Below are 24,092 nucleotides of genomic sequence, written 5' to 3' on the forward strand. Positions count from 1 at the left end.
GGCGCCCGCCCGCCGGGGCGGCGGGGGGGGGGGGCCGGGGCCCCGGGGGCGGGGGGGGGGGGGGGGGGGCCCCCCCCCCCCCCCCCGCCCCCCGCACCCGGTCTCAGATCGCCTCGACCGCCGGCATCGGCGCCGCCTCGTCCGCCTTCTGCGGCCCGCCCCGCAGCGGGACCTCCTTCACGAAGACCGCCGCCACCAGCACCAGCACCGCGATCACGGCACCGAGCAGGAACGCCGAGTGGGTACCGGCCGACACCGCGTGCTGGTACGCCTCGCGCGCCGCCGCCGGCAGCTTCGCCAGGCTCTTCGCATCCAGCTGCGCCGACTGCTCCGTGATCTTGGAGCCGAGCGAGCCGGCCCGCTCGGCCATGACGTCCTTGACCCGGTCGTTGAAGATCGCGCCCATGATGGCCACACCGAAGGACGAGCCGAGCGTCCGGAACAGGGTGGTGGACGAGGACGCGACGCCCATGTCCTTCATCTCCACGCTGTTCTGCGCGACCAGCATGGTGATCTGCATCAGGCAGCCCATGCCGAGGCCGACCACGGCCATGTACACGCCGGACATGAACCGAGTGGTGTCGGTGTCCATGGTGGACAGCAGGTACAGGCCGACGGTGAGCAGCACGCCGCCCGCGAGGGGGAAGATCTTGTAGCGGCCGGTGTTGGTGGTGACCCGGCCGGCGACCATCGAGGTCACCAGCATCGCGCCGAGCATCGGGAGCAGCAGCAGACCGGAGTTGGTCGCGGACGCGCCCTGCACGGACTGCTGGTACAGCGGCAGGAACAGCGTGGCGCCGAACATCACGAAGCCCACGATGAAGCCGATGATCGACATCAGGGTGAAATTGCGGCTGCGGAAGATGTGCAGCGGCAGGACCGGCTCGGCGGCCTTGGTCTGCCAGAAGACGAAGCCGATCAGGGCGACGACGCCGATGGCGATCAGTTCCATGATCCGCGCGGACGTCCAGGCGTACTGCGAGCCGCCCCAGGTGGTGACCAGCACGATCGAGGTGATGCCGAGGGTCAGCAGACCGGCGCCGAGGTAGTCGATGCGCGTCTTGTTCCGCTTCTTCGGCAGGTGCAGGACGGCGCTGATGGCGGCCAGCGCGACCACGCCGAGCGGCAGGTTGATGTAGAAGGCCCAGCGCCAGCCCCAGTTGTCGGTGATGGTGCCGCCGACCAGCGGGCCGCCGATCATGGCGAGCGCCATGACGCCGGCCATCATGCCCTGGTACTTGCCGCGCTCACGGGGCGGCACGAGGTCGCCGATGATCGCCATGACGCCGACCATCAGACCGCCGGCGCCGAGGCCCTGGATGGCCCGGAAGCCGATCAGCTGGCCCATGTCCTGGGCCATGCCGCTGAGCGCGGAGCCGATCAGGAAGATGACTATGGAGGTCATGAAGGCGCCCTTGCGCCCGTACATGTCGCCGAGCTTGCCCCACAGCGGGGTGGAGGCCGCGGTCGCGAGGGTGTACGCGGTCACGACCCACGACAGGTGCTCAAGACCGCCCAGCTCGCCGACGATGGTCGGCATCGCGGTGCCCACGATCATGTTGTCGAGCATCGCGAGCATCATCGCGACCATGAGCGCGAGCATCACGACCCGTACGCTCTTGGGCTCCTTCGCCGGCACCGCGACCGCTGCCGGTGCCTCCGGTGTTTCCTGGCCGGTCTCGGCCGCCTGGGTGTCCGCCATCTCTCCCACTCCCCCTGGCGACAGCTACTTACTTGCCGCCCGGCTAGTTCAGTACACTCGGAAGTTAGACCCGTTGCTAGCCGGGCGTCAAGTAAGTTTACTAGCCGGGCGGCAAGCAAGTTTTCGCGGGAGTGCGAGGAGTAAGAGGATGAGCGTCACCATGGACGGCACCAAGCAGCAGCGCCGCGGGAACACCCGCCAGCGCATCCAGGACGTCGCACTCGAACTCTTCGCCGAGCAGGGCTACGAGAAGACCTCCCTGCGGGAGATCGCCGAGCACCTCGACGTGACCAAGGCGGCCCTGTACTACCACTTCAAGACCAAGGAAGAGATCCTGGTCAGCGTCTTCGAGGACCTGACGCGGCCGATCGGCGACCTGATCGAGTGGGGCAAGGGCCAGCCGCACACCCTGGAGACCAAGCAGGAGATCGTACGGCGCTACCACCGGGCGCTGGGCGACGCCGAGCCGCTGTTCCGGTTCATGCAGGAGAACCAGGCGACGGTCCGGGAACTGAAGATCGGCGACACCTTCAAGGACCGGATGCGCGGCCTGCGGAACATCATCATCGACCCGGACGCGGCCCTGCCCGACCAGATCCGCTGCATCAGCGCGCTCTTCACCCTGCACGCCGGCATGTTCGTGATGCAGGACATCGAGGGCGACCCCCGGGAGAAGCGCGAGGCCGTCCTGGAGGTCGCCGTGGACCTGGTGACCCAGGCCCACCGGGGCTCGCACCCCGCGTGACCGCCCCTTAGAGGGTCACGCCCTTGGCACGCAGGAAGGCGACGGGGTCGACCGCGGAGCCGTAGTTCGGGGTCGTACGGATCTCGAAGTGCAGGTGCGGGCCGGAGGAGTTGCCGGTGTTGCCGGAGCGGGCGATGTGCTGACCGGTCCTGACGATCTGGCCGACCCTGACGTCGATGCGGGACAGGTGGGCGTACTGCGAGTACTGCCCGTTGCCGTGCTTGACGACGATGGCGTTGCCGTACGCGGGGCCGTCGCCGGCGCCGTTGCCGCCGGCCTTGACGACGGTGCCGCCGTGCGCCGCGACGACGTCGGTGCCGCTCGGCACCGCGAAGTCCTGACCGCTGTGCCTGGCGGACCACATGCCGCCGGCCTGGTTGAAGGTCGCGGAGAGCGTGTACTTCTTCACCGGGTCGACCCAGGCGGCGGCACTGGAGGTGGCGGCCGACGCGACCCCCGACCCCACCACGGCCGTGACCCCGACACCGGCGGCCAGAACGGCGGCCCGCCTGCGGAGCGAGGACGTGCGGGGGGAACGGAGAGCGGCGCGCAGGGACATCGGAACCTCGTGGGGTAGACGACAGGACCCCCCTCCGGCAGCTCCGGCCCACAGGGGCGGCCGCCGAACGGGGCATCCCTTGGTAACCCGGAGGGCGGAAACCGCTCAAGTCTTCCTTCTACGGCATCTCGTAGTATTCGCTTCGAAAATTGACCCTTTCTTGACAGAAGCCCCACGAGCAGGCAAGCCCGTCCCGGCGCCGACGCCCGACTCGCAACGTCGAGGCAAAGGCCCCGCCCGTGCCGGAGGGAACCCCCACTATCCGTCCTAGTAGGGGAGATTCCGCCCGTGCGCTATGTCACCGGCTCCCGTGATCCGACCCCGCCCAAAAGTGACGGGCACTACGCTGACGGGCGTTCGCGCGACTACGGGGGTGGGCGGGGATGGATCCGGCGGTACTCGGCACGAAGCTGGCGTCGAGCCTGATGGTCCCGCTGGTCAAGAAGCTGTTCCCGCAGGACGGGCCGGGTGCCGGGCTGGTGGACCGGCCGGTACGGCTGTCGGCGCTGGTGTCCTTCCGGGGCGAGCGGCGGACGCTGGCCGAAAAGGAGCTGCGACGGCTCGCGCACCGGCTGGTGGAGCGGGCCCTCGACCCGCCCGGCTCACCGGGCTCATCCGGCTCACCCGGCGAGCGCCCCTCCCCGCCTGGCGAGGAGGAGGCCGTCGCCGCCGCTCTCGCCGACCGGCTGCTCGGCCTCGGCGACCTCGACATGGACGACGTACAGGCCGTACGGCTGGGCCACCGGGAACTGGCCCGCGAGCTGCGGCGCCGGGCTCCGGCGTCCGGCCTCTCCGCCGACGCGGCCCTCTTCCTGGACTCGCTCACCGAGGCCGCGTGCCTGCACGTCCTCGACTTCTTCAGCCGCCGCTCCACCTTTGTGGCCCGCACGCTGGTCGAGCAGACCCGGCGCCAGTCCGAGCTGATCGCGAAGATGGACGAGCTGATCGCCCGTACCCCGCCCGTCGACGGCCCGGACCCGGCCTTCGAGCGCCGCTATCTCGCCTCCGTCCCCACCAGGCACGGCAGGCTCACCATCTACGGCATCGACCTGGTCGACTCCCCGGACCGCTGGCCCCTCGACGCCGCCTACCTCGGCCTGCGGGCGCTGGACCCCGCCGACGGCGCCGAGGCGGCGGACTCCCGCGGAGCCCCCATGGCCGCCCGCTCCCGGCCCGCCGACCAGGCTCTGACCGACCACGACCGGGTGCTGCTGCGCGGGGTCGCGGGCTCGGGCAAGACCACCCTCGTGCAGTGGCTCGCGGTCACGGCGGCCCGCGGCGAACGCGGTGACCGCATCCCCTTCGTCCTCCCCTTGCGCACCCTCGTCCGCCGCCCGGAGGGGCTCCCGGCACCCGAGGCGTTCCTGACCGCCGTACGCGTCCCCTTCCACGCGAACCAGCCGGCCGGCTGGGCGGACCGGGTGCTCACCGCCCGCCGCGGGCTGCTCCTGGTCGACGGCCTGGACGAGATCCCGGAGCGCGAGCGCGAACGCACCCGCCGCTGGCTGCGCGAACTGCTGGACACCTACCCGGGCAACCAGTGGCTGGTCACCTCCCGCCCGTCCGCCGTACGCGAGGACTGGCTGGCGGCCGACGGGTTCGCCGAACTCGAGCTCACCCCGATGGGGCAGGACGAGACCGCCGCGTTCATCGCGCGCTGGCACACCGCCGCCCGCGCCGACGCCGTGGACCGGCCTGCGCGGGCTGCACCGCGTCCCTGCGGCAGCTCAGCCTCGCCAACCTCTTCGAGAGCCCCTCTGCCGAGGACTACGAGGAGATCGCCCGCCTTCCCGCCCTGTACGAGCTGCGCATCAACTGGCAGGCCGTCGGCTGGCACGGCCCGCCCCTGCGCGGCATCACCGGCCTGCAGCTGAACAACCTCACGGGCGCCGAGGACCTCTCGCGGATCCGCACCCTGTTCCCGAGCCTGCGCAGGGTGACCGCGGTGCTCTCCCCGGGCCTCACCGACCTGCCGGAACACATCCGCGCCCAGCTCCCCGTCCCGCCTGTCATCAAGGGGACGCACGGCGTCGTGTGACGCACACCTCCCCCGGCCTACCCGCCAGTAACCCCGTCGTTCCCTCCCCGCCACCTGGCGCACTCACCATGCCCCTGACACAACTGCACAGCTGGGACCTGACGTGAGAGGACACCCCACACCGATGACCACAGGCACCTGGACCCGCCGCATATCCGTCACCGCCGTCTCCGTGGCCGCGCTCGCCGCGATGGCCGCGCCGGCCCAGGCCGCGACGGAGAGCAGCTCCACCACGGTCGACTACGCCACCTGGCAGCGGGACTGCCAGTCCGTGATGGACCAGGCCCTGCCCTACCTGAAGCAGCGGATCGCCGCCGCCAAGCCGGGCGAGAAGCAGGCGATCGTCTTCGACATCGACAACACCACGCTGGAGACCGACTTCGGCTTCAGCTTCCCGCAGCCGGCCAACAAGCCGGTCCTGAACGTGGCCAGGTACGCCCAGGAGCACGGCGTCTCGCTGTTCTTCGTCACCGCCCGCCCCGGCATCATCTACCTGCCCACCGAGTACAACCTCGAACACGACGGCTACCAGGTCTCCGGCCTCTACGTCCGCGGCTTCCTCGACCTCTTCAAGGACGTCGCCGCCTACAAGACCGCCCAGCGCGTCGACATCGAGAACAAGGGCTACGACATCATCGCGAACATCGGCAACAGCGCCACCGACCTCTCGGGCGGCCACGCCGACACCACGTTCAAGCTGCCGGACTACAACGGCCAGCTGTCGTAACCCGCCGGGACGACACACGACAGGGGCCGGTGCTTCGAAAAGCACCGGCCCCTGTTCTCGGCTCACCCCGGAGGGCTACGCCTCCTTGCTCAGGTTCGGACCGGCACCGCCGGCCGCCTGCTCGATCGGCGGGACGTCGGGCAGGGCCGACTTCTCCTCGCCGCGGAAGGTGAAGGTCTTGGTGTCGCCCTCGCCCTCCGTGTCGACGACCACGATGTGACCGGGGCGCAGCTCGCCGAAGAGGATCTTCTCCGACAGCGTGTCCTCGATCTCGCGCTGGATCGTGCGACGCAGCGGACGCGCGCCCAGCACCGGGTCGTAGCCCTTCTTGGACAGCAGCTCCTTCGCGGACTGGGAGAGCTCGATGCCCATGTCCCGGTCCTTGAGGCGCTCGTCCACCTTGCCGATCATCAGGTCGACGATCCGCAGGATGTCCTCCTGCGTCAGCTGCGGGAAGACGACCACGTCGTCGACGCGGTTGAGGAACTCGGGCCGGAAGTGCTGCTTGAGCTCGTCCTGGACCTTGTTCTTCATGCGCTCGTAGTTCGACTTCGTGTCACCCGTGGCCGCGAAGCCCAGGTTGAAGCCCTTGGAGATGTCCCGGGTGCCGAGGTTGGTCGTCATGATGATGACCGTGTTCTTGAAGTCCACGACCCGGCCCTGGGAGTCGGTCAGGCGACCGTCCTCCAGGATCTGCAGCAGGCTGTTGAAGATGTCCGGGTGGGCCTTCTCGACCTCGTCGAAGAGGACGACGGAGAACGGCTTGCGGCGGACCTTCTCGGTCAGCTGGCCGCCCTCCTCGTAGCCCACGTAGCCGGGGGGCGAACCGAAGAGACGCGACACCGTGTGCTTCTCGCTGAACTCCGACATGTCGAGGGAGATCAGCGCGTCCTCGTCGCCGAAGAGGAACTCGGCGAGGGCCTTGGACAGCTCGGTCTTACCGACACCGGACGGGCCGGCGAAGATGAACGAGCCACCGGGGCGCTTCGGGTCCTTCAGACCGGCACGCGTACGGCGGATCGCCTTCGACAGCGCCTTGACGGCGTCGACCTGGCCGATGACCCGCTTGTGGAGCTCGTCCTCCATGCGCAGCAGACGCGAGGACTCCTCCTCGGTCAGCTTGAAGACCGGGATGCCGGTGGCCGTGGCGAGGACCTCGGCGATCAGCTCGCCGTCGACCTCGGCGACGACGTCCATGTCGCCGGCCTTCCACTCCTTCTCCCGCTTGGCCTTGGCGGCCAGGAGCTGCTTCTCCTTGTCGCGGAGGGAGGCGGCCTTCTCGAAGTCCTGCGAGTCGATCGCGGACTCCTTGTCCCGGCGGACGGCGGCGATCTTCTCGTCGAACTCGCGCAGGTCCGGCGGCGCGGTCATCCGGCGGATGCGCATCCGGGAACCGGCCTCGTCGATCAGGTCGATCGCCTTGTCCGGCAGGAAGCGGTCCGAGATGTACCGGTCGGCCAGGGTGGCGGCCTGGACCAGCGCCTCGTCCGTGATGGAGACCCGGTGGTGGGCCTCGTACCGGTCACGCAGACCCTTGAGGATCTCGATCGTGTGCGGCAGGGACGGCTCGGCGACCTGGATGGGCTGGAAGCGGCGCTCCAGGGCCGCGTCCTTCTCCAGGTGCTTGCGGTACTCGTCCAGGGTGGTGGCACCGATGGTCTGCAGCTCACCGCGGGCCAGCATCGGCTTCAGGATCGAAGCGGCGTCGATGGCGCCCTCGGCGGCACCCGCACCGACCAGCGTGTGCAGCTCGTCGATGAACAGGATGATGTCGCCGCGGGTGCGGATCTCCTTGAGCACCTTCTTCAGGCGCTCCTCGAAGTCACCGCGGTAGCGGGAGCCGGCGACCAGGGCGCCGAGGTCGAGGGTGTAGAGGTGCTTGTCCTTGAGGGTCTCGGGCACCTCGCCCTTGACGATGGCCTGGGCGAGGCCCTCGACGACGGCGGTCTTGCCAACGCCGGGCTCACCGATCAGGACCGGGTTGTTCTTGGTACGGCGGGACAGCACCTGCATGACCCGCTCGATCTCCTTCTCGCGCCCGATGACCGGGTCGAGCTTGGACTCACGAGCGGCCTGGGTGAGGTTCCGGCCGAACTGGTCGAGGACCAGGGACGTCGAGGGGGTGCCCTCGGCAGGGCCGCCGGCGGTGGCGGTCTCCTTGCCCTGGTAACCGGAGAGCAGCTGGATGACCTGCTGCCGCACCCGGTTGAGATCAGCGCCCAGCTTGACCAGGACCTGGGCGGCGACGCCCTCGCCCTCACGGATCAGGCCGAGCAGGATGTGCTCCGTGCCGATGTAGTTGTGGCCGAGCTGAAGGGCCTCCCGGAGCGACAGCTCCAGGACCTTCTTGGCACGGGGGGTGAAGGGGATGTGCCCGGACGGGGCCTGCTGGCCCTGGCCGATGATCTCCTCCACCTGCTGGCGGACCGCCTCGAGCGAAATCCCGAGGCTCTCAAGGGCCTTGGCGGCGACACCCTCACCCTCGTGGATCAGGCCCAGGAGGATGTGCTCGGTGCCGATGTAGTTGTGGTTGAGCATCCGGGCTTCTTCCTGAGCCAGGACGACAACCCGCCGCGCGCGGTCGGTGAACCTCTCGAACATCGTTAATCGCTCCTCAGAGCGGTCAGGCAGTGGGGGGAACTTCCCCTCCCTGTCCTTCCGCAGCTTAGTCCCGCAAGCGGGGACCGCTCATTCCAACTGCCGACACCGTCGATGGCCTCCTGACCCCGAACGCCGACATCTGCTCCAACCCGATGGTGCGAGACGATGTTCCCGCAGGCCAGGCAGTTACCCCTTCCGCCAGTACGCCGATGGCGAACGTGAGACGGCCTCGCCTGCGTGTCGCCCCCTCCCACTAGGGATGTCTTACCCGCTGCTACTGACAGTCCATGCCGTGGGACCCCGGTCCCTCCGCTACGGGCGAACAACCTTGCGTCTCTACGGCCCCCCGGACGCCCCCGTTCACGGAACTGTGTGCAGCCACACGCACACCCAGCGTAACTCGGGCGGCTCCGGGGCGGTTGCACCCGGCATGGCTGGCACCGCACCTCTGGCCGCTTCAACGGTCCCGCACCCCCGTCGTCCGTTCGATTCCGCTTCCGGTTCCGGGTGCGACGCCGGTTCCGAAACGGGCGCCGTCCGGCACTGGTACGAGAACGATCTGGGGTGGGCAACGGTGCCCGCGGCGCCCGGAGAGCCGCTGCGGCTGGTCACGGGCGTGCGCTTCGACGTGCTGGAGGTGCCGGCGCGGGCGGGCCTGCGGGCGCTCGGGCACCTGGTGCCGGGCTCTCCGGTGGCCCTTCAGGACGGCCGGATGCGGCTGCTGGTGGCGGCGGGCAGCGCGGAGGAGCTGCCGGGGCTGCTGGCGTGGCTGGAGTGGGGCGCACCGGCCCTCGGTCTCCGCCTGCGGGCGCTGGGCGCCGGGGGCGCGATGGACGCCCCGGCCCGGCCCGGACCTACGGTCTTCGGAATCCGGCCGCCGTCCGGATCCGCCGAGGGCCCGGCCGGGCCCGGGCAGGGGGCCGCCGTCTGGTTGCGGCCCCCCGAGTCGGGGTGCGAGGTCGAGGCCTCGCTGCCGACGCTGTCGGCCGTGGGGGGCGTCGGAGGCGCCCCCGATCTCGTGCGACTGGTGAACACGCTGGCCACGGAGTGCCACCGCGTCCGGCTGCGGCGCGCGGGCCACGGGCCGGAGGACAGTCAGGCGTTCGCGTCCTCGTAGGCCTGGCGAATCGTCGCCGGAACACGGCCGCGGTCGTTGACGTCGTAACCGTTTTCCTTGGCCCACGCGCGAATCTGCGCGGTGTCCTGGCTGCCGCCGGAAGCCGCACGGGCCTTTCCGCGTCCGCCCGAAGCACGGCCACCGGTACGCCGGCCGCCCTTGACATAGGGGTCGAGAAGACCGCGCAGCTTGTCCGCATTGGCGGTCGTGAGGTCGATCTCGTAGGTCTTGCCGTCCAACGCGAACGTCACGGTCTCGTCCGCCTCGCCGCCGTCGAGGTCGTCGACAAGAAGGACCTGAACCTTCTGTGCCACCGGATTTCCTTTCATCGATAACTTCAGGACCGGGGTGTACGGCGCCCGCCGTTTCGCCGCCCCCTGTTATATGCAGTACTGCAGTACGTCGGAAAGCAAACCGCTTTTGCGGGAAAAACACAAACCCCTGGGAGAGGCCGAGGGGCCCGCTCCCACCCGGAAACATGCGCGTTTCGGACATAGGGCACCGGGGCAAGGAGGGGTGCCCGGAATAGCGGGCCGATCTCCGCCCCATCTCTGCTCATCTCTGCCTCGGCGACCCTTGTCCGCCGCGATCCCTCCGGATGGATCCGGAGGGATCTGGACCCCTCTGGATCCGGATGGATCCCCGTCGATCCGGAGGGATCCCTCTCGATCCCTCTCGGCGATCACAGATGCAGAAGCATCCGGCTGTTGCCCAAGGTGTTCGGTTTCACTCGTTCGAGTCCGAGGAACTCCGCAACACCCTCGTCATAGGAACGCAGCAGCTCCGCGTAGACATCGGTGTCCACGGGTGTCTCCCCGATCTCCACGAAGCCGTGCTTCCCGAAGAACTCGACTTCGAAGGTCAGACAGAAAACGCGGCGAACACCAAGCCAACGTGCGGTCTCCAGCAACTTCTCCAGCAACTGATGACCGACACCGGCACCCTTGAGGCTGCGGTTCACCGCGAGAGTGCGCACTTCCGCGAGGTCTTCCCACATCACGTGCAGTGCGCCACAGCCGACCACCTCGGCGTTGTCGTCGCGTTCCGCGACCCAGAACTCCTGGATGTCCTCGTAAAGCGTCACCATGGCTTTGTCGAGCAGGATGCGGTCGCGAACGTACACGTCGAGGAGGCGGCGCACGGCCGGGACATCGCTGGTCCGGGCCCGCCGGACGGTGATGGCTTTTGCGGTGACTTCGGGGCGCGTCGCTGACATGAGCGGACGCTATCGCCCGCCGGCGTCCGCCACCGAGCCGGGGTTCTCCCCTTGCGGAGCCTCCCGGTCTTCCCTCTCGCTATCCGGCCCCTGCACGATGCGTACGGCGTCCCGCAGGGCCTGCCGCTGTTCGTCGCTCATCATCCCGAAGAAGGCGACGAGCGCGGCGGCCGGGTTGTCACTCTGCGACCAGGCTTCGTTCATCAGGGCGGCGGCGTAGGCGGCCCGGGTGGAGACGGCCTCATATCGATAGGCACGCCCTTCGGCCTCCCGCCGGACCCAGCCCTTCTGATGGAGATTGTCCAAAACGGTCATCACCGTGGTGTACGCGATGGACCGTTCCTGCTGAAGGTCTTCCAGGACTTCTCGAACGGTCACCGGGCGGTTCCACTTCCACACCCGCGTCATGACCGCGTCTTCGAGTTCTCCCAATGGGCGAGGCACAGCTCAGAACAATAGTGGGAGATCTCCCCAATGGCGTGCCGGACGTGCACTTTCACCAACAAAGGCGAACAAAAGGGGCGTACACCCCGGAAGGTGCGGTATGCCGCAGTGGGCGCGGCCCGGCTCTCAGACGCCGTCGGTCTTGGGGACGGCGGCCTGGCGGGCGTTCTCCGCGAAGGCCGCGTCGACGGCGGCGTCCTCCTTGGCCTTGGCGGCGCCGCCCTGGGTCTTCACGATCACCCGGACCAGACCGATGAAGAAGACGGCCATCACGACCGGAGGCACGAGCGCGGAGACGTAGTCCATGGGTCCAGGGTAGCCACGGCGGACCGGGCGAAAGGGGCGGGGTGGGCGAACCACGCCGCAACCCCCCGCCAACTGCCGTTTTCTCAGCCCGCGGCGAGTTGCTGCGGGGGGCCGGCCGGCGGCGCGGCGGGCCGGCGCCGCGGAAAGACCTCGCCCGGCGTGGGGATGGGCCGCTTCGGAGCGGCGGGCCCGGGAGCCGCGGGCCGCGGCGCGGGCCGCTCCGCGGGCTTCTCCTTGGGCTCCTTCTCCGACTCCTCGGCCACTCCGCCGGGCAGGGCCGTCAGCCGGACCCTGGAGACCGGAACGGCCGGTGCCGGTACCTTCCGGGCCCCCTGGGCGAGCCGGGCCCGCACATCGTGCTCGGCGAGCTCCTGGCAGCGGCCCAGCAGGGCGGCGGCACCGGAGTTCCCGCGCAGCGCCCGCAGCGCGGCGAGGTCGTCCGGGGTGGGCCGGTGCCCGGCCGCCAGCGCCTCCTCCAGAAGGGCGAGGTAACCGGCGGCGGCCCCCGGCAGAGCGGCTCGGTACCGGGCCAGATCGGCCACCAGGAAGGCACGCAGCCGGGCCCCCTCGCCGATCGCCTCGTCGAGCGACTCGGCGAGCCGATGACAGTCCTTGACGTCCTCGGCGGAGACGGGACCGGGGTGAAGGGCGAGGGCGAGGGCACGGCGGAGCACACGCAGCTCCTCCGCACCGAACGCCATGCCGCCGCGGGATCCGTATGGCGTGGGCATGGACCGAAGATACGCGTAAATCAGACAAACTCGACATAGCGACCGGGTGTGGCGCAACAGGGCCACCCACCTGGCCGCCGCCGGTCCTGCCAGCCCGTCCGGCGTTTGAGGACGAAAGCCGATCCGCACTCCCACCAGCCCGTCCGGCGTTTGAGGACGAAAGCCGATCCGCACTCCCACCAGCCCGTCCGGCGTTTGAGGACGAGGCCGGAGGCCGAAGCGGGGGTCCGGGGGCGGCAGCCCCCGAACCGGGCGGTCGAAGGGGGCCCACCCCCTGGAAGGACGGGACGGGTAGGGGCGGCGGGGGCGAGAAGACCCACGCCCGCCCCCACCACCCGCTCACATCCGCGACACGTTCCGCTCGTACACCAGCCGCAGCCCCACCAGCGTCAGCCACGGCTCGTGCTCGTCGATCACCGACGACTCCCCAAGGACCATCGGTGCCAACCCACCGGTGGCGATCACCGTCACGTCGTCCGGATCGTCCGCCAGCTCCCGCGCCATCCGCCCGACCACCCCGTCGACCTGCCCGGCGAACCCGTACACGATGCCCGCCTGCATGGCCTCCACCGTGTTCTTGCCGATCACACTCCGCGGCCGTGCCACCTCGATCTTCCGCAGCTGCGCGCCCTTGACGCCCAGCGCCTCCACGGAGATCTCGATCCCGGGCGCGATCACACCCCCGACGTACTCCCCGCGCGCGGACACCGCGTCGAAGGTCGTCGCCGTCCCGAAGTCGACGACGATCGCCGGTCCCCCGAACAGCTCGACGGCGGCGACCGCGTTGATGATGCGGTCCGCCCCGACCTCCTTGGGGTTGTCGGTGAGGATCGGCACCCCGGTCTTCACCCCGGGCTCCACCAGCACCGCCGGCACGTCGCCGTAGTACCGCCGGGTGACCTCACGCAGCTCGTGCAGCACGCTCGGCACGGTCGCGCAGATCGCGATCCCGTCGATGCCGTCGCCCAGCTCGTCGCCGAGCAGCGGGTGCATGCCCATCAGGCCCTGGAGGAGCACCGCCAGCTCGTCCGCGGTACGGCGCGCGTCCGTGGAGATGCGCCAGTGCTCGACGATGTCCTCGCCGTCGAAGAGCCCGAGGACGGTATGCGTGTTGCCGACGTCGATCGTGAGGAGCATGGCGTCACTCCGCCTCGCGCAGGTCCAGGCCGATGTCCAGGATCGGCGAGGAGTGGGTGAGGGCACCGACGGACAGGAAGTCCACGCCCGTCTCGGCGTACGCCCGCGCGTTGTCCAGCGTGAGCCGCCCGGACGCCTCCAGGAATGCCCGGCCGCCGACGATCGCGACGGCCTCCTCGCACTCCCCCGGCGTGAAGTTGTCCAGAAGAATCAGGTCGGCGCCCGCGTCGACGACCTCGCGCAACTGGTGGAGGGTGTCGACCTCGACCTCGATCGCCAGGTCCGGGAACGCCTCCCGGACGGCCTTGAAGGCCGGTCCGACGCCGCCCGCGGCGACCACGTGGTTGTCCTTGACCAGGGCCGCGTCGGACAGCGACATCCGGTGGTTGACGCCGCCGCCGCTGCGCACCGCGAACTTCTCCAGGGAGCGCAGCCCCGGGGTGGTCTTGCGGGTGTCACGCACGCGTGCCTGCGTGCCCTCCAGCTCGTCCGCCCACGCGCGCGTGGCGGTCGCGATGCCGGAGAGGCGGCACAGGACGTTCAGCGCGCTGCGCTCGGCGGTCAGCAGGTCGCGGGTGCGGGTGGTGATCGACAGCAGCGGCTGCCCGGCCTCGACCCGGTCGCCGTCCTCGACGTGCCGCTCCACCTCGAACTCGTCGGTGCAGACCACCGAGACCACGGCCTCGGCGACCCGGAGGCCGGCGACGACGCCGGCCTCGCGCGCGACGAAGTCGCCGGTCGCCACCGCCTCCTCGGGGATGGTCGCGACGGTCGTCACGTCCAGGCCGCCCGCCAGGTCCTCCTGGATGGCCACGTTGGCGACGTCCTCGACCTCGATGGGATCGAGCCCGGCGGCGGCCAGCAGGTCGGCGAGCGCGGGGTCGAGCCCGCACTCCAGGTACTCCTCGTCGCCCTCGGCGCCACAGGCACAGCCGTCGCCGCAGCCGCCGCCGTCGGCGAGGGGAAGGTCGTTGGTGCTCACGTCTGTCACTGCTCCTGGTGTGGCTGGTGCGGCCGGGTAGGGGGGAAGTCTGCGGTGTCGGTGGTGCCGACGGCCAGCGTCCGGTCCGGATTCAGCCGTACGACGATGTGCCGCGCCCAGCGGGCGTCGTCGCGGTCGGCGTGGTCCTCGCGCCAGTGGCAGCCGCGGGTCTCCTCGCGGCGGCGGGCCGCCTCGACGAGCGCGCGCGCGACGCACAGGAGGTTGGTGGCCTCCCAGGTGTCGACGCCGGGCTCGGCGGTCTTGCCGTTCTCGTCCAGGGCGTCGCGGGCGTCCGTGTGCAGCCGTTGGAGCTGTGCGGCGGCCCTGGCCAGGGACTCCTCGGAGCGCAGCACGCCGGCGCCCTCGGTCATTGTCCGCTGGATGGCGAAGCGTGTCTCGGCGGCGAGCAGCGGGTGCGCGGGCTTCTCGGGGTGCGCGACCGGTGCGGGCACGCGCGCGTGCAGGCCGTGGTCCGCGCGGGCCGCCGCGATGTCGGCGGCGATGCGCTCGGCGTAGACGAGGCCTTCGAGGAGGGAGTTGGAGGCGAGCCGGTTCGCGCCGTGCACGCCGGTGCACGCGACCTCGCCGCACGCGTAGAGCCCGGGGACGGTCGTGCGCCCGCGCGCGTCGGTGCGTACGCCCCCGGAGGCGTAGTGGGCGGCGGGCGCTATCGGGATGGGCTCGGTGACCGGGTCGATGCCGTTGGCCCGGCAGGCGGCCAGGATGGTCGGGAAGCGGTGCTCCCACATGTCGGCGCCGAAGTGCCGGGCGTCCAGGTACATGTGCTCGGCGTCCCGCTCCTGCATGCGCCGCATGATCCCCTTGGCGACGATGTCCCGGGGCGCCAGCTCGGCCAGTTCGTGCTGCCCCACCATGAAGCGCACGCCGTCGGCGTCGACCAGGTGGGCGCCCTCGCCGCGCACCGCCTCGGAGACCAGCGGCTGCTGGCCCTCCGCGTCCGGGCCGAGGAAGAGCACGGTCGGGTGGAACTGCACGAATTCGAGGTCGCTGACCTCCGCGCCGGCCCGCAGGGCGAGCGCCACGCCGTCGCCGGTCGACACCGACGGGTTGGTGGTCGCGGAGAACACCTGGCCCATGCCGCCGGTGGCGAGGACGACCGCGGGGGCGTGCACGGCGCCCACGCCGTCGTGCTGGCCCTCGCCCATGACGTGCAGGGTGACACCGGCCGTACGGCCCTCGGCGTCGGTCAGCAGGTCCAGGACGAGCGCGTTCTCGAAGGTGCGCAGGCCACGCGCGCGTACCGCCTCCACCAGGGCCCGGGAGACCTCGGCGCCGGTGGCGTCGCCGCCCGCGTGCGCGATCCGGCGCCGGTGGTGGCCGCCCTCGCGGGTGAGGTCCAGGCCGCCCTCGGAGGACTCGTCGAAGATGGCGCCGGTGTCGATGAGCCGCCGTACCGCGCCGGGGCCCTCGGTGACGAGGATCCGTACCGCGTCCTCGTCGCAGAGGCCGACGCCGGCCACCAGGGTGTCCGCGAGGTGCTGTTCGGGGGTGTCGCCCTCGCCGAGGGCCGCGGCGATACCGCCCTGCGCCCAGCGGGTGGAGCCGTCGTCCAGGCGGGCCTTGGTGACGACGACCGTGGTGAGCCCGGCGGCCTGGCAGCGCAGGGCGGCGGTCAGGCCGGCCACCCCGGACCCGACGACGACCACGTCCGCCGAGATGCTCCACCCGGGGGCGGGCGCGTGCAGTCGTATGCCGGTGCTGGTGCCTGTGCTGCTGGTGCCTGTGCTGGTCACGAGGCGGCTCCGAGGGTTCCGAAGGTGAGCGGAAGGTTGTCGATCAGCCGGGTCGTGCCGACCCGGGCGGCGACGGCGAGGACGGCCTCTCCGGTGAAGTCGTCGTCGATCTCGGTGTAGTCGGACGGGTCGACCAGGGCCAGGTAGTCCAGTTCGAGCGGCGGGTCGAAGTGGACGGCCTCGTCCAGGACCTGGCGGGCGGCCGCGCGGACCGCCGCGGCGGCGTTCGGCACGGCCTTGGCGACGGCGTGCGCGTCCGCGGCCGCACGGGACTCGCCTATGGCGCTGAGCGCCTCGGCACGCGCCCGCGTGGACGGCACTTCGAACGCCCGCGCGCGCAGCGCCTCCTGTGCCGCGTGCCGGTCGCGGCCGGCGAACAGCGCGCGGGACAGCGTGAGCGCCGTGCGCCGGTCGTCGACGGACAGGTAGCGGTTGCGGCTGGACAGCGCGAGCCCGTCGGACTCGCGCACGGTCGGCACGCCGACGATCTCGATGCCGAAGTTCAGGTCGTGCACCATGCGCCGGATCACGGCCAGCTGCTGGGCGTCCTTCTGCCCGAACAGGGCCGCGTCGGGCCGGGTGAGGTGCAGCAGCTTGGCGACGACGGTGAGGACGCCGTCGAAGTGCCCGGGGCGGGAGGCGCCCTCCAGGACCGTGCCCATGGGACCGGCGGTGACCCGCACCTGGGGCTCCCCGCCCGGGTAGACCTCGTCGACGGAGGGGGCGAACACCACGTCCGCACCGGCCTGTTCGGCGATCTTCAGGTCGGCGTCCAGGGTGCGCGGGTAGCGCTCGAGGTCCTCGCCGGCCCCGAACTGGAGCGGGTTGACGAAGACCGTGACGACGACCTCGCCGTCCGGGCCAGCGATCTGGCGCGCGGTCCGGATCAGGGTGGCGTGGCCCTCGTGCAGGGCGCCCATGGTCATCACGACGGCACGGCGGCCGTGCCGCACGCGCGCGTGCAGTTCGTCGGCGGTGTGCAGCAGAGCGGTGCTCATCGGGAGTTCCCCTCGGTGCCGTCGGTACCGGTCGTGCCGTTGCCGCCGTCGGCACTGTGGGCGAGGACGCCGAGCAGGTCCTCGGCGAGCTCCGGCTTCAGCAGGCCGTGCGCGAGCGCCCGGTCTGCGGTCGCGCGGGCCATCGCCAGGTAGCCGTCGACGGCCTGCGGGGCGTGCCTGCGCAACTCCGCGACGTGCGCGGCGACGGTGCCCGCGTCCCCGCGCGCGACCGGCCCGGTCAGCGCCGCGTCACCGGAGCGCAGGGCGTTGTCCAGGGCGGCGCCGAGCAGCGGGCCGAGCATCCGGTCGGGGGCCTCCACGCCGGCGGTGCGCAGCAGCTCCATGGCCTGGGCGACCAGGGTGACCAGGTGGTTGGCGCCGAGGGCGAGGGCCGCGTGGTAGAGCGGGCGGTTCTCCTCGAAGATCCACTCCGGTTCGCCGCCCATCTCGATGACCAGGGCCTCGGCGGCCAGCCGCAGCTCCTCGGGCGCGGTCACCCCGAACGAGCAGCCCGCCAGCCGCTGCACGTCCACCGGCGTCCCGGTGAAGGTCATGGCGGGGTGCAGGGCCAGCGGCAGCGCGCCCGCGCGCAGGGCCGGGTCCAGGACCTTCGCGCCGTACCGCCCGGAGGTGTGCACGAGCAGCTGGCCGGGGCGTACGGCACCGGTCTCGGCGAGGCCGGCGACCAGGCCGGGCAGGGCGTCGTCGGGGACGGTCAGCAGGACCAGGTCGGCGCGCTGGAGGACCTCGGCGGGGGGTACCAGCGGGACGTCGGGCAGCATGGCCTCGGCGCGCCGCCGGGAGGCGTCGGAGACCCCGGAGACGGCCACCGGGCGGTGTCCGGCGAGCCGCAGGGACGCGGCCAGCGCAGGGCCCACCCGGCCGGCGCCGACCACGCCGACGGTGAGCCGCGCGGGGCGGTCACTGGGGTCTGGCTGTTGGACTGTACTCACGCGAGGGTGGCCTTCCCGTTCCAGTCCGCTCTGGGTACCGGACGATTTCTCGTCATGTTAACGCTATCCGGTCCGGGGCCGATCGGCCGTCCACAGGCTGTGGGTGACGGATCACACCGGCGGCGCGGAGGAAAATGACGGGCCCCCGGCCGCCGTGCCACGGCATCATCCACGGCATGAGCGATACGGCCACGGCCCAGGACGAGCAGCCGAAGGAACCCCTGTCGGCGGAGGACCGGATGCGGGAGCGGCGCTCCGCCGCCTACCGGGGCGCCAGCCGCGTCCTGGCGCGCGTGGGCGTGCGGGCCTCGCTCCGCGAACGGCTCGCGGGGCTCCTGGAGGCGGCTCCCGGGGTGTACGACCTGGACGAACCGTCGGACGTCTACGGCAACGGCGTCGTCGAGGCCCTGGAGCGGCGCGTCGCGGCCCTGCTGGGCACGGAGGCCGCCGCGTTCTTCCCGACCGGCACGATGGCCCAGCAGGTCGCCCTGCGCTGCTGGGCGGCCCGCACCGGCAACCGCACGGTCGCCCTGCACGCCCTCGCCCACCCCGAGGTGCACGAGCGCAACGCCCTCCGCGAGGTGGCCGGCCTGCGCACCGTGCGCGTCACCGGCGAGCCCCGGCTCCCGACCGCCCAGGAGATACGCGACTTCGCGGAGCCCTTCGGGGCGCTGATGCTGGAGCTGCCCCTGCGGGACGCCGGTTTCGTGCTGCCCTCCTGGGAGGAGCTCACGGAGCTGGTGGAGGCGGCGCGGGAGCGCGACGCCGTGGTGCACTTCGACGGCGCGCGCCTGTGGGAGGCCACCGTCCACTTCGGGCGCCCCCTCTCCGAGATCGCGGACCTGGCGGACAGCGTCTACGTGTCGTTCTACAAGTCCCTCGACGGCTTCGGCGGTGCCGCGCTGGCCGGCCCGAAGTCCCTGGTCGAGGAGGCGAAGACCTGGCGCCACCGCTACGGCGGCCTGGTCTTCCAGCAGTTCCCGAGCGCCCTGGCGGCCCTGGCCGGCCTGGACCGTGAACTGCCCCGCCTCCCGGACTACGTCCGCCACGCGCGCGTGGTCGCCGCAGCCCTGCGGGACGGCTTGACCGAGGCGGGCGTCCCCTGGTCCCGCATCCACCCCGAGCCACCGCACACCCACCAGTTCCAGGTCTGGCTGCCGTACGACGCCGACGTACTGCTGGAGAGGGCGCTGCGCCAGGCCGAGGAGACCGGCACCTACCTCTTCCCCGGCTTCTGGGAGCCGAAGGGCCCGAGCCTGTCGATGACCGAGGTGACGGTGACGGAGGCGGGCCTGGAGTGGACGGCGGAGGACGTGCGAGCGGCGGTCGCGGACTTCGTCGAACGGTTGCCCTAGGCGCCCCGCGCCGACGGTTGCCCCGGTCACCTCGCGCCGGGGGCGCACGCCCGGTACCGGAGCGCCCCGTCAGGGGTGCGGGGATCTGCGCGAGCGACCACCGCACGCAACCCGCACCACCGCGCCCCACACCCGCCCCCGCGCCGACCGCACGGCAACGACGGCACGGAACCGCCGGTACTCGCGCACCACGCGCACCACGTGCGCGCCCGGCGCCGGCGGCGCGGCCTCCCCGTGCTGCCGGGCACGGTACGTGTCGAGCAGATACTGCTGAACGATGCTCATGGCTCCTCAGCCTGCGCCGCCACCGTGCCGCAGTCCCGTGGATTGACGGCGGCCGTCAATCCACGGGGGCGTTGTCGGTGGCGGGGTGCACGATGGGGACATGGGCGTACGTATCGACATCGCGGGGCTGCGGCCGGAGAGGGTCGCCGTCGTGCCCTCGCCCCTGGCCGAGCTCTGCATGGCGCTGCACGCGCTGTCCGAGCCCGGACACCATCCCGGCCTCCAGGGTTGGGTGACCGGTGTGACCGCCCGCCTGGAGCCGCATCTGGCCGACCGGATGTGCGAGGCGGACTTCCTGTGGCGGGCGACGTTCTCGGACCTGTTCCTGCCGTACGCGGGACTGCCGGGCGCCGCCCCGGGCGGCACGCTCACCGAGGAACTCGACCTGCTGGACAAGCTGACGGACGAACAGTTCGTGAACGCGGCCCTGGAGTTCACCTGCGTTTTCGCGTACGACGGGCAGGCCCAGGACATCCTGTCGGACCCGGCCGTGCGCGAGCGGGCGCTCGAGGTGGCCGCCTCGCGCGGGCCCCGGCAGACCCGGTTCGCCCGCCGTCTCCTCGACAACCCTCCGGTGGTCCGTGCGTGGCTGCGCCGGTTCCTGGAGGACTGCGCGGAGGCGTTCTTCGACGACGCATGGTCGCGACTGCGCCACCAGCTGGCGGCGGACGCCCGCCACAAGACCGATGTGCTGCGGCGCAGGGGGCTGGCCGAGGCGCTGGCCTCGATCTCGCCCGCCGTGACCGTCGACGAGGCCGCCGCGCGGATCACCGTGGACAAGCTCACCGACCGCCACTGCGTGACCGCGTCCGACGGCCTCCTGCTGGTACCCACGAGCCTGGGCTGGCCGCACCTGATGGTGCTGCACCGCTACGGCTGGCAGCCTGTGCTGCACTATCCCGTCGGTTCGCCGGAGCTGGCCTCACCGCCGTCGGTGGAACAGCTCGCCCTGCGGATGGCCGCGCTGTCCCATCCGGTCCGGATGCGGCTGTGCCGGCATCTGGCGCGCAGCGTGTACACGACCAGCGAGCTGGCACAAGTGCTCGGCCTGACGGCACCCGAGGTCTCCCGCCACCTCGGCGTGCTCAAGAAGGCGGGTCTGGTCTCCACCCGCCGCCGCGGGCGGTACGTGCTGCACCAGCTGGACGTGACCGTCGTCGCCCGGCTTGGCAGCGACTTCCTGGAAGGGATACTCCGCTAGCGGCCCGCCGGCGGCCCGCCCGGTACGGCGGTTCCTCAGGCGGACCCGCCGCCCGCCCGCACCAGCCCCGTCTCGTAGGCCAGCACGACCACCTGCACGCGGTCCCGGAGCCCGAGCTTGGTCAGGATGCGGCCCACATGGGTCTTCACGGTGGCCTCGGACAGCACCAGCCGGCTCGCGATCTCGCCGTTCGACAGGCCCTGCGCGACCAGCACCATCACCTCGCGCTCGCGCTCGGTGAGCCGGTCCAGTTCCTGGTGCCGGGGCTCCCCGCCGACGGCGGGCAGCATCGGCGCGAACCGGTCGAGGAGGCGCCGGGTGGTGGAGGGCGCGACGACGGCGTCGCCGCTGTGCACGGAACGGATGGCGGCCAGCAGCTCGCCCGGGGGCACGTCCTTGAGCATGAAGCCGGAGGCGCCCGCCTTCAGCCCCGAGAAGGCGTACTCGTCGAGGTCGAAGGTGGTCAGGATGAGCACCTTGGGCGGGTCGGGCTGCTCGCAGATGCGGCGGGTGGCCTCCACTCCGTCCAGCTTGGGCATGCGCACGTCCATCAGGACGACGTCCACGGCGGTGGACCTGAGCACCTGGAGGGCCTCGACGCCGTCGCCCGCCTCCGCGACGACCTCCATGTCCGGCTGGGCCGCGAGCACCATCCGGAACCCGGTGCGCAGCAGCACCTGGTCGTCGACGAGCATCACGCGGATCGTCATCGGGTCCTCTTCCGTTTCGTGTTCTTCGTTCTTGTGCGGCCGCTCGGCCTTGGGGGGCGTGACAGGTGTCAACCGAGGGCGTGCGTCAGCGTCAATGCGCCGGTTTGAGCGGCAGCAGGGCACTGATGCGGAATCCTCCGCCAGGGCGGGGGCCTGCGTCGAGGGTGCCACCCACCATGCCGACGCGCTCGCGCATGCCGATCAGGCCGTGCCCCTGGCCGTCGGCGCCGCCCTCCTCGTACATCTCGTGCGGGGCGCCCTTGCCGTCGTCCTCGACCAGCAGGCCGAGTCCGTCGTCGAAGTAGACCAGCCGCACGCTGGCGCCCGCGTTGGGGCCGCCGTGCTTGCGGGTGTTGGTGAGCGCCTCCTGCACGATCCGGTACGCCGTGAGCTCGACGCCGCTGGGCAGCGGGCGCGGGGTGCCCTCGACCTTGAAGTCGACGGGCAGGCCCGAGGTGCGGCACTGCTCGATGAGGTCGTCGATCTGCTCCACGTCGGGCTGCGGGACGTACTCGCCGACCTCCTTGTGCTCGCCGGTGCGCAGCACGCCCAGCAGGCGGCGCATCTCGGCGAGGGCCTGGCGGCCGGTGGAGGAGATCGTCTCCAGCGCCTTCTTCGCCTGGTCGGGGGCGGCGTCCAGGACGTAGGCGGCGCCGTCGGCCTGGACCACCATCACCGAGACGTTGTGCGCGACCACGTCGTGCAGCTCGCGTGCGATCCGGGCGCGCTCCGCGGCGACCGCGACCTTGGCCTGCGCCTCGCGCTCCTTCTCCAGCCGGGCGGCGCGCTCCTCCAGCTGCGCGAAGTAGGCGCGGCGGGTGCGCATGGAGTCGCCGAGCACCCAGGCGAGCACGAACGGCACCGTCTGGAACAGCACGATCGCGACCTGCCCCGGGAAGCTCGCCTCCTGCTGCGGCCACCGGATCTGCGCCAGGGGCGCGGCGGCCAGCCCCGCGTAGAGGCCGAACCGGGACGCCCAGCGGGCGCCGAGGGCGGCGTTGGTGCACACGATCACCAGCATGGCGAAGTTGGCGACGGTCGTCTCCACGTCCAGCACCAGCTGGACCAGGCCGGTGGCCGCGGCCAGCAGCAGCATCGGCTCGGGGAAACGGCGGCGCAGCGCGACGACGACGCTCATCACGACGGACACGGCCAGCATGGCGGCCCCGGATCCGTGGTGCGCCTGGGCCTCGCCGAGCTTCCAGATGCTCGCGCCGGAGATCCCGAGCAGGACGACGGCCCAGAAGCTGTCGACCCATGTCGGGTGCCTGCGGAGGAAGTCATAGAGGCGCTGCACGTAACCCAGAGTAGGGAAGCGTGATAGGTGCAGGGGTCAACCGAAGGGCCGATCCCTGTTCCGCACGCGTACTCCGCAAGGTGGAGAAGGTGATCACCTGTGCGCCTAGTCTGGCCCGGTGACGGATGAGGCGACGCGAGAGACGGCCGACGACGCCCGTGGCTGGCGTGCGGCCACCGAGGCGGCCCTGTACGGCCCCGGCGGCTTCTACCACCGCCCGGAGGGCCCGGCCGGGCACTTCCGCACGTCGGTGCACGCCTCGCGGCTGTTCGCCGAGGCCGTGGCCGAACTGCTGTGCCGGGTCGACGAGGCCCTGGGCCGCCCCGAGGCGCTGGACTTCGTGGACATGGGCGCGGGCCGGGGCGAACTGGTCACCGGCGTGCTCGCGGCCCTGCCCGCGGACGTGGCGGCACGCACGCGTGCGTACGCCGTCGAACTCGCCGACCGCCCGCCGGGCCTGCCCGACCGGATCACCTGGCTGACCGAGCTCCCGCGCACGGTCCGGGGCCTGCTCTTCGCCAACGAGTGGCTGGACAACGTGCCGGTCGAGGTGGCCGAGGTGGACCCGGCCGGGGTGGTCCGCCTGGTGCACGTCCGGCGGGACGGCACCGAGCTGCTCGGCGAGCGCGTGTCGGGCACGGACGCGCAGTGGCTCGCGCGCTGGTGGCCGCTGGGCGCCGAACCGGGACTGCGCGCGGAGATCGGGCTGCCCCGGGACCGGGCGTGGGCGTCCGCCGTCACCAGCCTCCAGCGGGGCCTCGCGGTGGCCGTGGACTACGCGCACACCGCGGACACGCGCCCCCCGTTCGGGACGCTCACCGGTTTCCGCGAGGGCCGGGCGACGGTCCCCGTGCCGGACGGGGCGTGCGACATCACGGCGCATGTGGCGCTGGACGCGTGCACGGCGCTCGACCCGGCGCTCAGGCTGCCCGAAGCGCTCCTGTGCACACAACGCGACGCCCTGCGCGCCCTCGGCCTGGTCGGCGGCCGCCCGCCGCTCACCCTCGCCTCCACGAACCCCGCCGCATACGTGCGCGCCCTCGCGACCGTGGGCGAGGCCGGCGAACTCACCGCCCCCGGCGGCCTCGGCGACTTCCTCTGGCTGCTCCAGCCGGTGGGCATCGAGGACGCGCTGCTCTAGGCGCTTCGCGGGAAGGGGCGCGATCTGCCGTCTGCCGCCTGCCGTCTGCGGCGCCGTCGTGGCTGGTCGCGCAGTTCCCCGCGCCCCTGATGG

22 protein-coding genes and 1 pseudogene are annotated in these 24,092 nt (G+C 71.7%); 7 read left to right on the top strand and 16 right to left on the bottom strand.

Annotated features, from left to right (window positions below):
- Positions 1-103: 103 nt before the first annotated feature.
- Positions 104-1,702, bottom strand: coding sequence for an MDR family MFS transporter (locus ACIQVL_RS44930; RefSeq protein WP_403478413.1), 1,599 nt, complete (start codon positions 1,700-1,702; stop codon positions 104-106).
- Positions 1,703-1,850: 148 nt separating this feature from the next.
- Here ACIQVL_RS44930 and ACIQVL_RS44935 point away from each other — a divergent pair, with 148 nt between their 5' ends.
- Positions 1,851-2,447, top strand: a complete 597-nt coding sequence (locus ACIQVL_RS44935) for a TetR/AcrR family transcriptional regulator (RefSeq protein WP_403445497.1) — start codon at positions 1,851-1,853, stop codon at positions 2,445-2,447.
- Positions 2,448-2,454: 7 nt separating this feature from the next.
- On the opposite strand, the gene ACIQVL_RS44940 is transcribed toward ACIQVL_RS44935, so the two are convergent.
- A complete protein-coding gene (locus ACIQVL_RS44940) occupies positions 2,455-3,006 on the bottom strand; it encodes a M23 family metallopeptidase (protein WP_403445495.1) in 552 nt (183 codons plus the stop codon).
- Between the two features lie 383 nt (positions 3,007-3,389).
- On the opposite strand from ACIQVL_RS44940, the pseudogene ACIQVL_RS44945 reads away from it, so the two are divergent.
- A pseudogene (locus tag ACIQVL_RS44945) lies at positions 3,390-4,691 on the top strand (NACHT domain-containing protein); the annotation flags it as partial.
- Between the two features lie 477 nt (positions 4,692-5,168).
- Positions 5,169-5,771: an HAD family acid phosphatase gene (locus ACIQVL_RS44950; RefSeq protein WP_403445492.1), complete on the top strand. Its 603-nt coding sequence runs from the start codon at positions 5,169-5,171 to the stop codon at positions 5,769-5,771.
- Between the two features lie 75 nt (positions 5,772-5,846).
- On the opposite strand, the gene ACIQVL_RS44955 is transcribed toward ACIQVL_RS44950, so the two are convergent.
- Positions 5,847-8,372, bottom strand: a complete 2,526-nt coding sequence (locus ACIQVL_RS44955) for an ATP-dependent Clp protease ATP-binding subunit (RefSeq protein WP_403445490.1) — start codon at positions 8,370-8,372, stop codon at positions 5,847-5,849.
- A 430-nt stretch (positions 8,373-8,802) separates the two neighbouring features.
- Here ACIQVL_RS44955 and ACIQVL_RS44960 point away from each other — a divergent pair, with 430 nt between their 5' ends.
- Entirely contained in the window at positions 8,803-9,489 is a 687-nt protein-coding gene (locus ACIQVL_RS44960) for an SCO3374 family protein (RefSeq protein ID WP_403445488.1), read from the top strand.
- Here the strand turns inward: ACIQVL_RS44960 and ACIQVL_RS44965 are convergent.
- From ACIQVL_RS44965 to ACIQVL_RS45010, 10 genes are all read right to left on the bottom strand, one after another.
- On the bottom strand, positions 9,468-9,803 hold the full coding sequence (locus ACIQVL_RS44965) for an Lsr2 family protein (RefSeq protein ID WP_093500012.1): 336 nt from the start codon (positions 9,801-9,803) through the stop codon (positions 9,468-9,470). The two genes, ACIQVL_RS44960 and ACIQVL_RS44965, sit on opposite strands and share 22 nt — an antisense overlap.
- 368 nt (positions 9,804-10,171) lie before the next feature.
- A complete protein-coding gene (locus ACIQVL_RS44970) occupies positions 10,172-10,705 on the bottom strand; it encodes an amino-acid N-acetyltransferase (RefSeq protein WP_351960932.1) in 534 nt (177 codons plus the stop codon).
- A 9-nt stretch (positions 10,706-10,714) separates the two neighbouring features.
- Positions 10,715-11,113, bottom strand: coding sequence for a BlaI/MecI/CopY family transcriptional regulator (locus tag ACIQVL_RS44975; protein ID WP_403445482.1), 399 nt, complete (start codon positions 11,111-11,113; stop codon positions 10,715-10,717).
- Between the two features lie 162 nt (positions 11,114-11,275).
- Positions 11,276-11,455, bottom strand: coding sequence for a hypothetical protein (locus ACIQVL_RS44980; protein WP_403445479.1), 180 nt, complete (start codon positions 11,453-11,455; stop codon positions 11,276-11,278).
- Positions 11,456-11,538: 83 nt separating this feature from the next.
- Complete coding sequence (locus ACIQVL_RS44985; RefSeq protein WP_403478457.1) at positions 11,539-12,156, bottom strand: hypothetical protein; 618 nt, start codon at positions 12,154-12,156, stop codon at positions 11,539-11,541.
- Between the two features lie 369 nt (positions 12,157-12,525).
- A complete protein-coding gene (locus ACIQVL_RS44990; protein ID WP_089099902.1) occupies positions 12,526-13,323 on the bottom strand; it encodes a type III pantothenate kinase in 798 nt (265 codons plus the stop codon).
- A gap of 4 nt (positions 13,324-13,327) precedes the next feature.
- Positions 13,328-14,305 (bottom strand): carboxylating nicotinate-nucleotide diphosphorylase, encoded by a 978-nt coding sequence (gene nadC / locus ACIQVL_RS44995; RefSeq protein ID WP_403441977.1) that lies wholly within the window; start codon positions 14,303-14,305, stop codon positions 13,328-13,330.
- Positions 14,306-14,310: 5 nt separating this feature from the next.
- A complete protein-coding gene (locus tag ACIQVL_RS45000; protein WP_403441979.1) occupies positions 14,311-16,059 on the bottom strand; it encodes an L-aspartate oxidase in 1,749 nt (582 codons plus the stop codon).
- Positions 16,056-17,057, bottom strand: coding sequence for a pantoate--beta-alanine ligase (gene panC / locus ACIQVL_RS45005; protein ID WP_403478414.1), 1,002 nt, complete (start codon positions 17,055-17,057; stop codon positions 16,056-16,058). The genes ACIQVL_RS45000 and panC overlap by 4 nt, the downstream gene beginning before the upstream one ends.
- A complete protein-coding gene (locus ACIQVL_RS45010) occupies positions 17,054-18,010 on the bottom strand; it encodes a Rossmann-like and DUF2520 domain-containing protein (protein WP_403478415.1) in 957 nt (318 codons plus the stop codon). Before ACIQVL_RS45010 ends, panC begins: the two co-directional genes overlap by 4 nt.
- A gap of 176 nt (positions 18,011-18,186) precedes the next feature.
- On the opposite strand from ACIQVL_RS45010, the gene ACIQVL_RS45015 reads away from it, so the two are divergent.
- Complete coding sequence (locus ACIQVL_RS45015) at positions 18,187-19,365, top strand: threonine aldolase family protein (RefSeq protein ID WP_403478416.1); 1,179 nt, start codon at positions 18,187-18,189, stop codon at positions 19,363-19,365.
- A 69-nt stretch (positions 19,366-19,434) separates the two neighbouring features.
- Here ACIQVL_RS45015 and ACIQVL_RS45020 read toward each other — a convergent pair whose 3' ends face one another.
- Positions 19,435-19,650, bottom strand: a complete 216-nt coding sequence (locus tag ACIQVL_RS45020; RefSeq protein WP_403478417.1) for a hypothetical protein — start codon at positions 19,648-19,650, stop codon at positions 19,435-19,437.
- A 100-nt stretch (positions 19,651-19,750) separates the two neighbouring features.
- Here ACIQVL_RS45020 and ACIQVL_RS45025 point away from each other — a divergent pair, with 100 nt between their 5' ends.
- Positions 19,751-20,851: a DUF5937 family protein gene (locus ACIQVL_RS45025; RefSeq protein ID WP_403478418.1), complete on the top strand. Its 1,101-nt coding sequence runs from the start codon at positions 19,751-19,753 to the stop codon at positions 20,849-20,851.
- 35 nt (positions 20,852-20,886) lie between these two features.
- Here the strand turns inward: ACIQVL_RS45025 and ACIQVL_RS45030 are convergent, their stop codons facing one another.
- Both ACIQVL_RS45030 and ACIQVL_RS45035 read right to left on the bottom strand, forming a co-directional pair.
- Positions 20,887-21,561 carry a response regulator gene (locus tag ACIQVL_RS45030; RefSeq protein WP_403441996.1) on the bottom strand — a complete coding sequence of 225 codons (675 nt, stop codon included), beginning with the start codon at positions 21,559-21,561 and terminating at the stop codon, positions 20,887-20,889.
- Between the two features lie 91 nt (positions 21,562-21,652).
- The gene (locus tag ACIQVL_RS45035) at positions 21,653-22,858 is read right to left on the bottom strand and encodes a sensor histidine kinase (RefSeq protein WP_403441998.1); all 1,206 of its coding nucleotides are present in this window, start codon (positions 22,856-22,858) and stop codon (positions 21,653-21,655) included.
- 118 nt (positions 22,859-22,976) lie between these two features.
- Here ACIQVL_RS45035 and ACIQVL_RS45040 point away from each other — a divergent pair, with 118 nt between their 5' ends.
- Positions 22,977-23,999: an SAM-dependent methyltransferase gene (locus ACIQVL_RS45040; RefSeq protein ID WP_403442000.1), complete on the top strand. Its 1,023-nt coding sequence runs from the start codon at positions 22,977-22,979 to the stop codon at positions 23,997-23,999.
- Positions 24,000-24,092: the final 93 nt, after the last annotated feature.

Origin of the sequence: Streptomyces sp. NPDC090499 (assembly GCF_044769305.1) — a bacterium.
Lineage (GTDB): Bacteria > Actinomycetota > Actinomycetes > Streptomycetales > Streptomycetaceae > Streptomyces.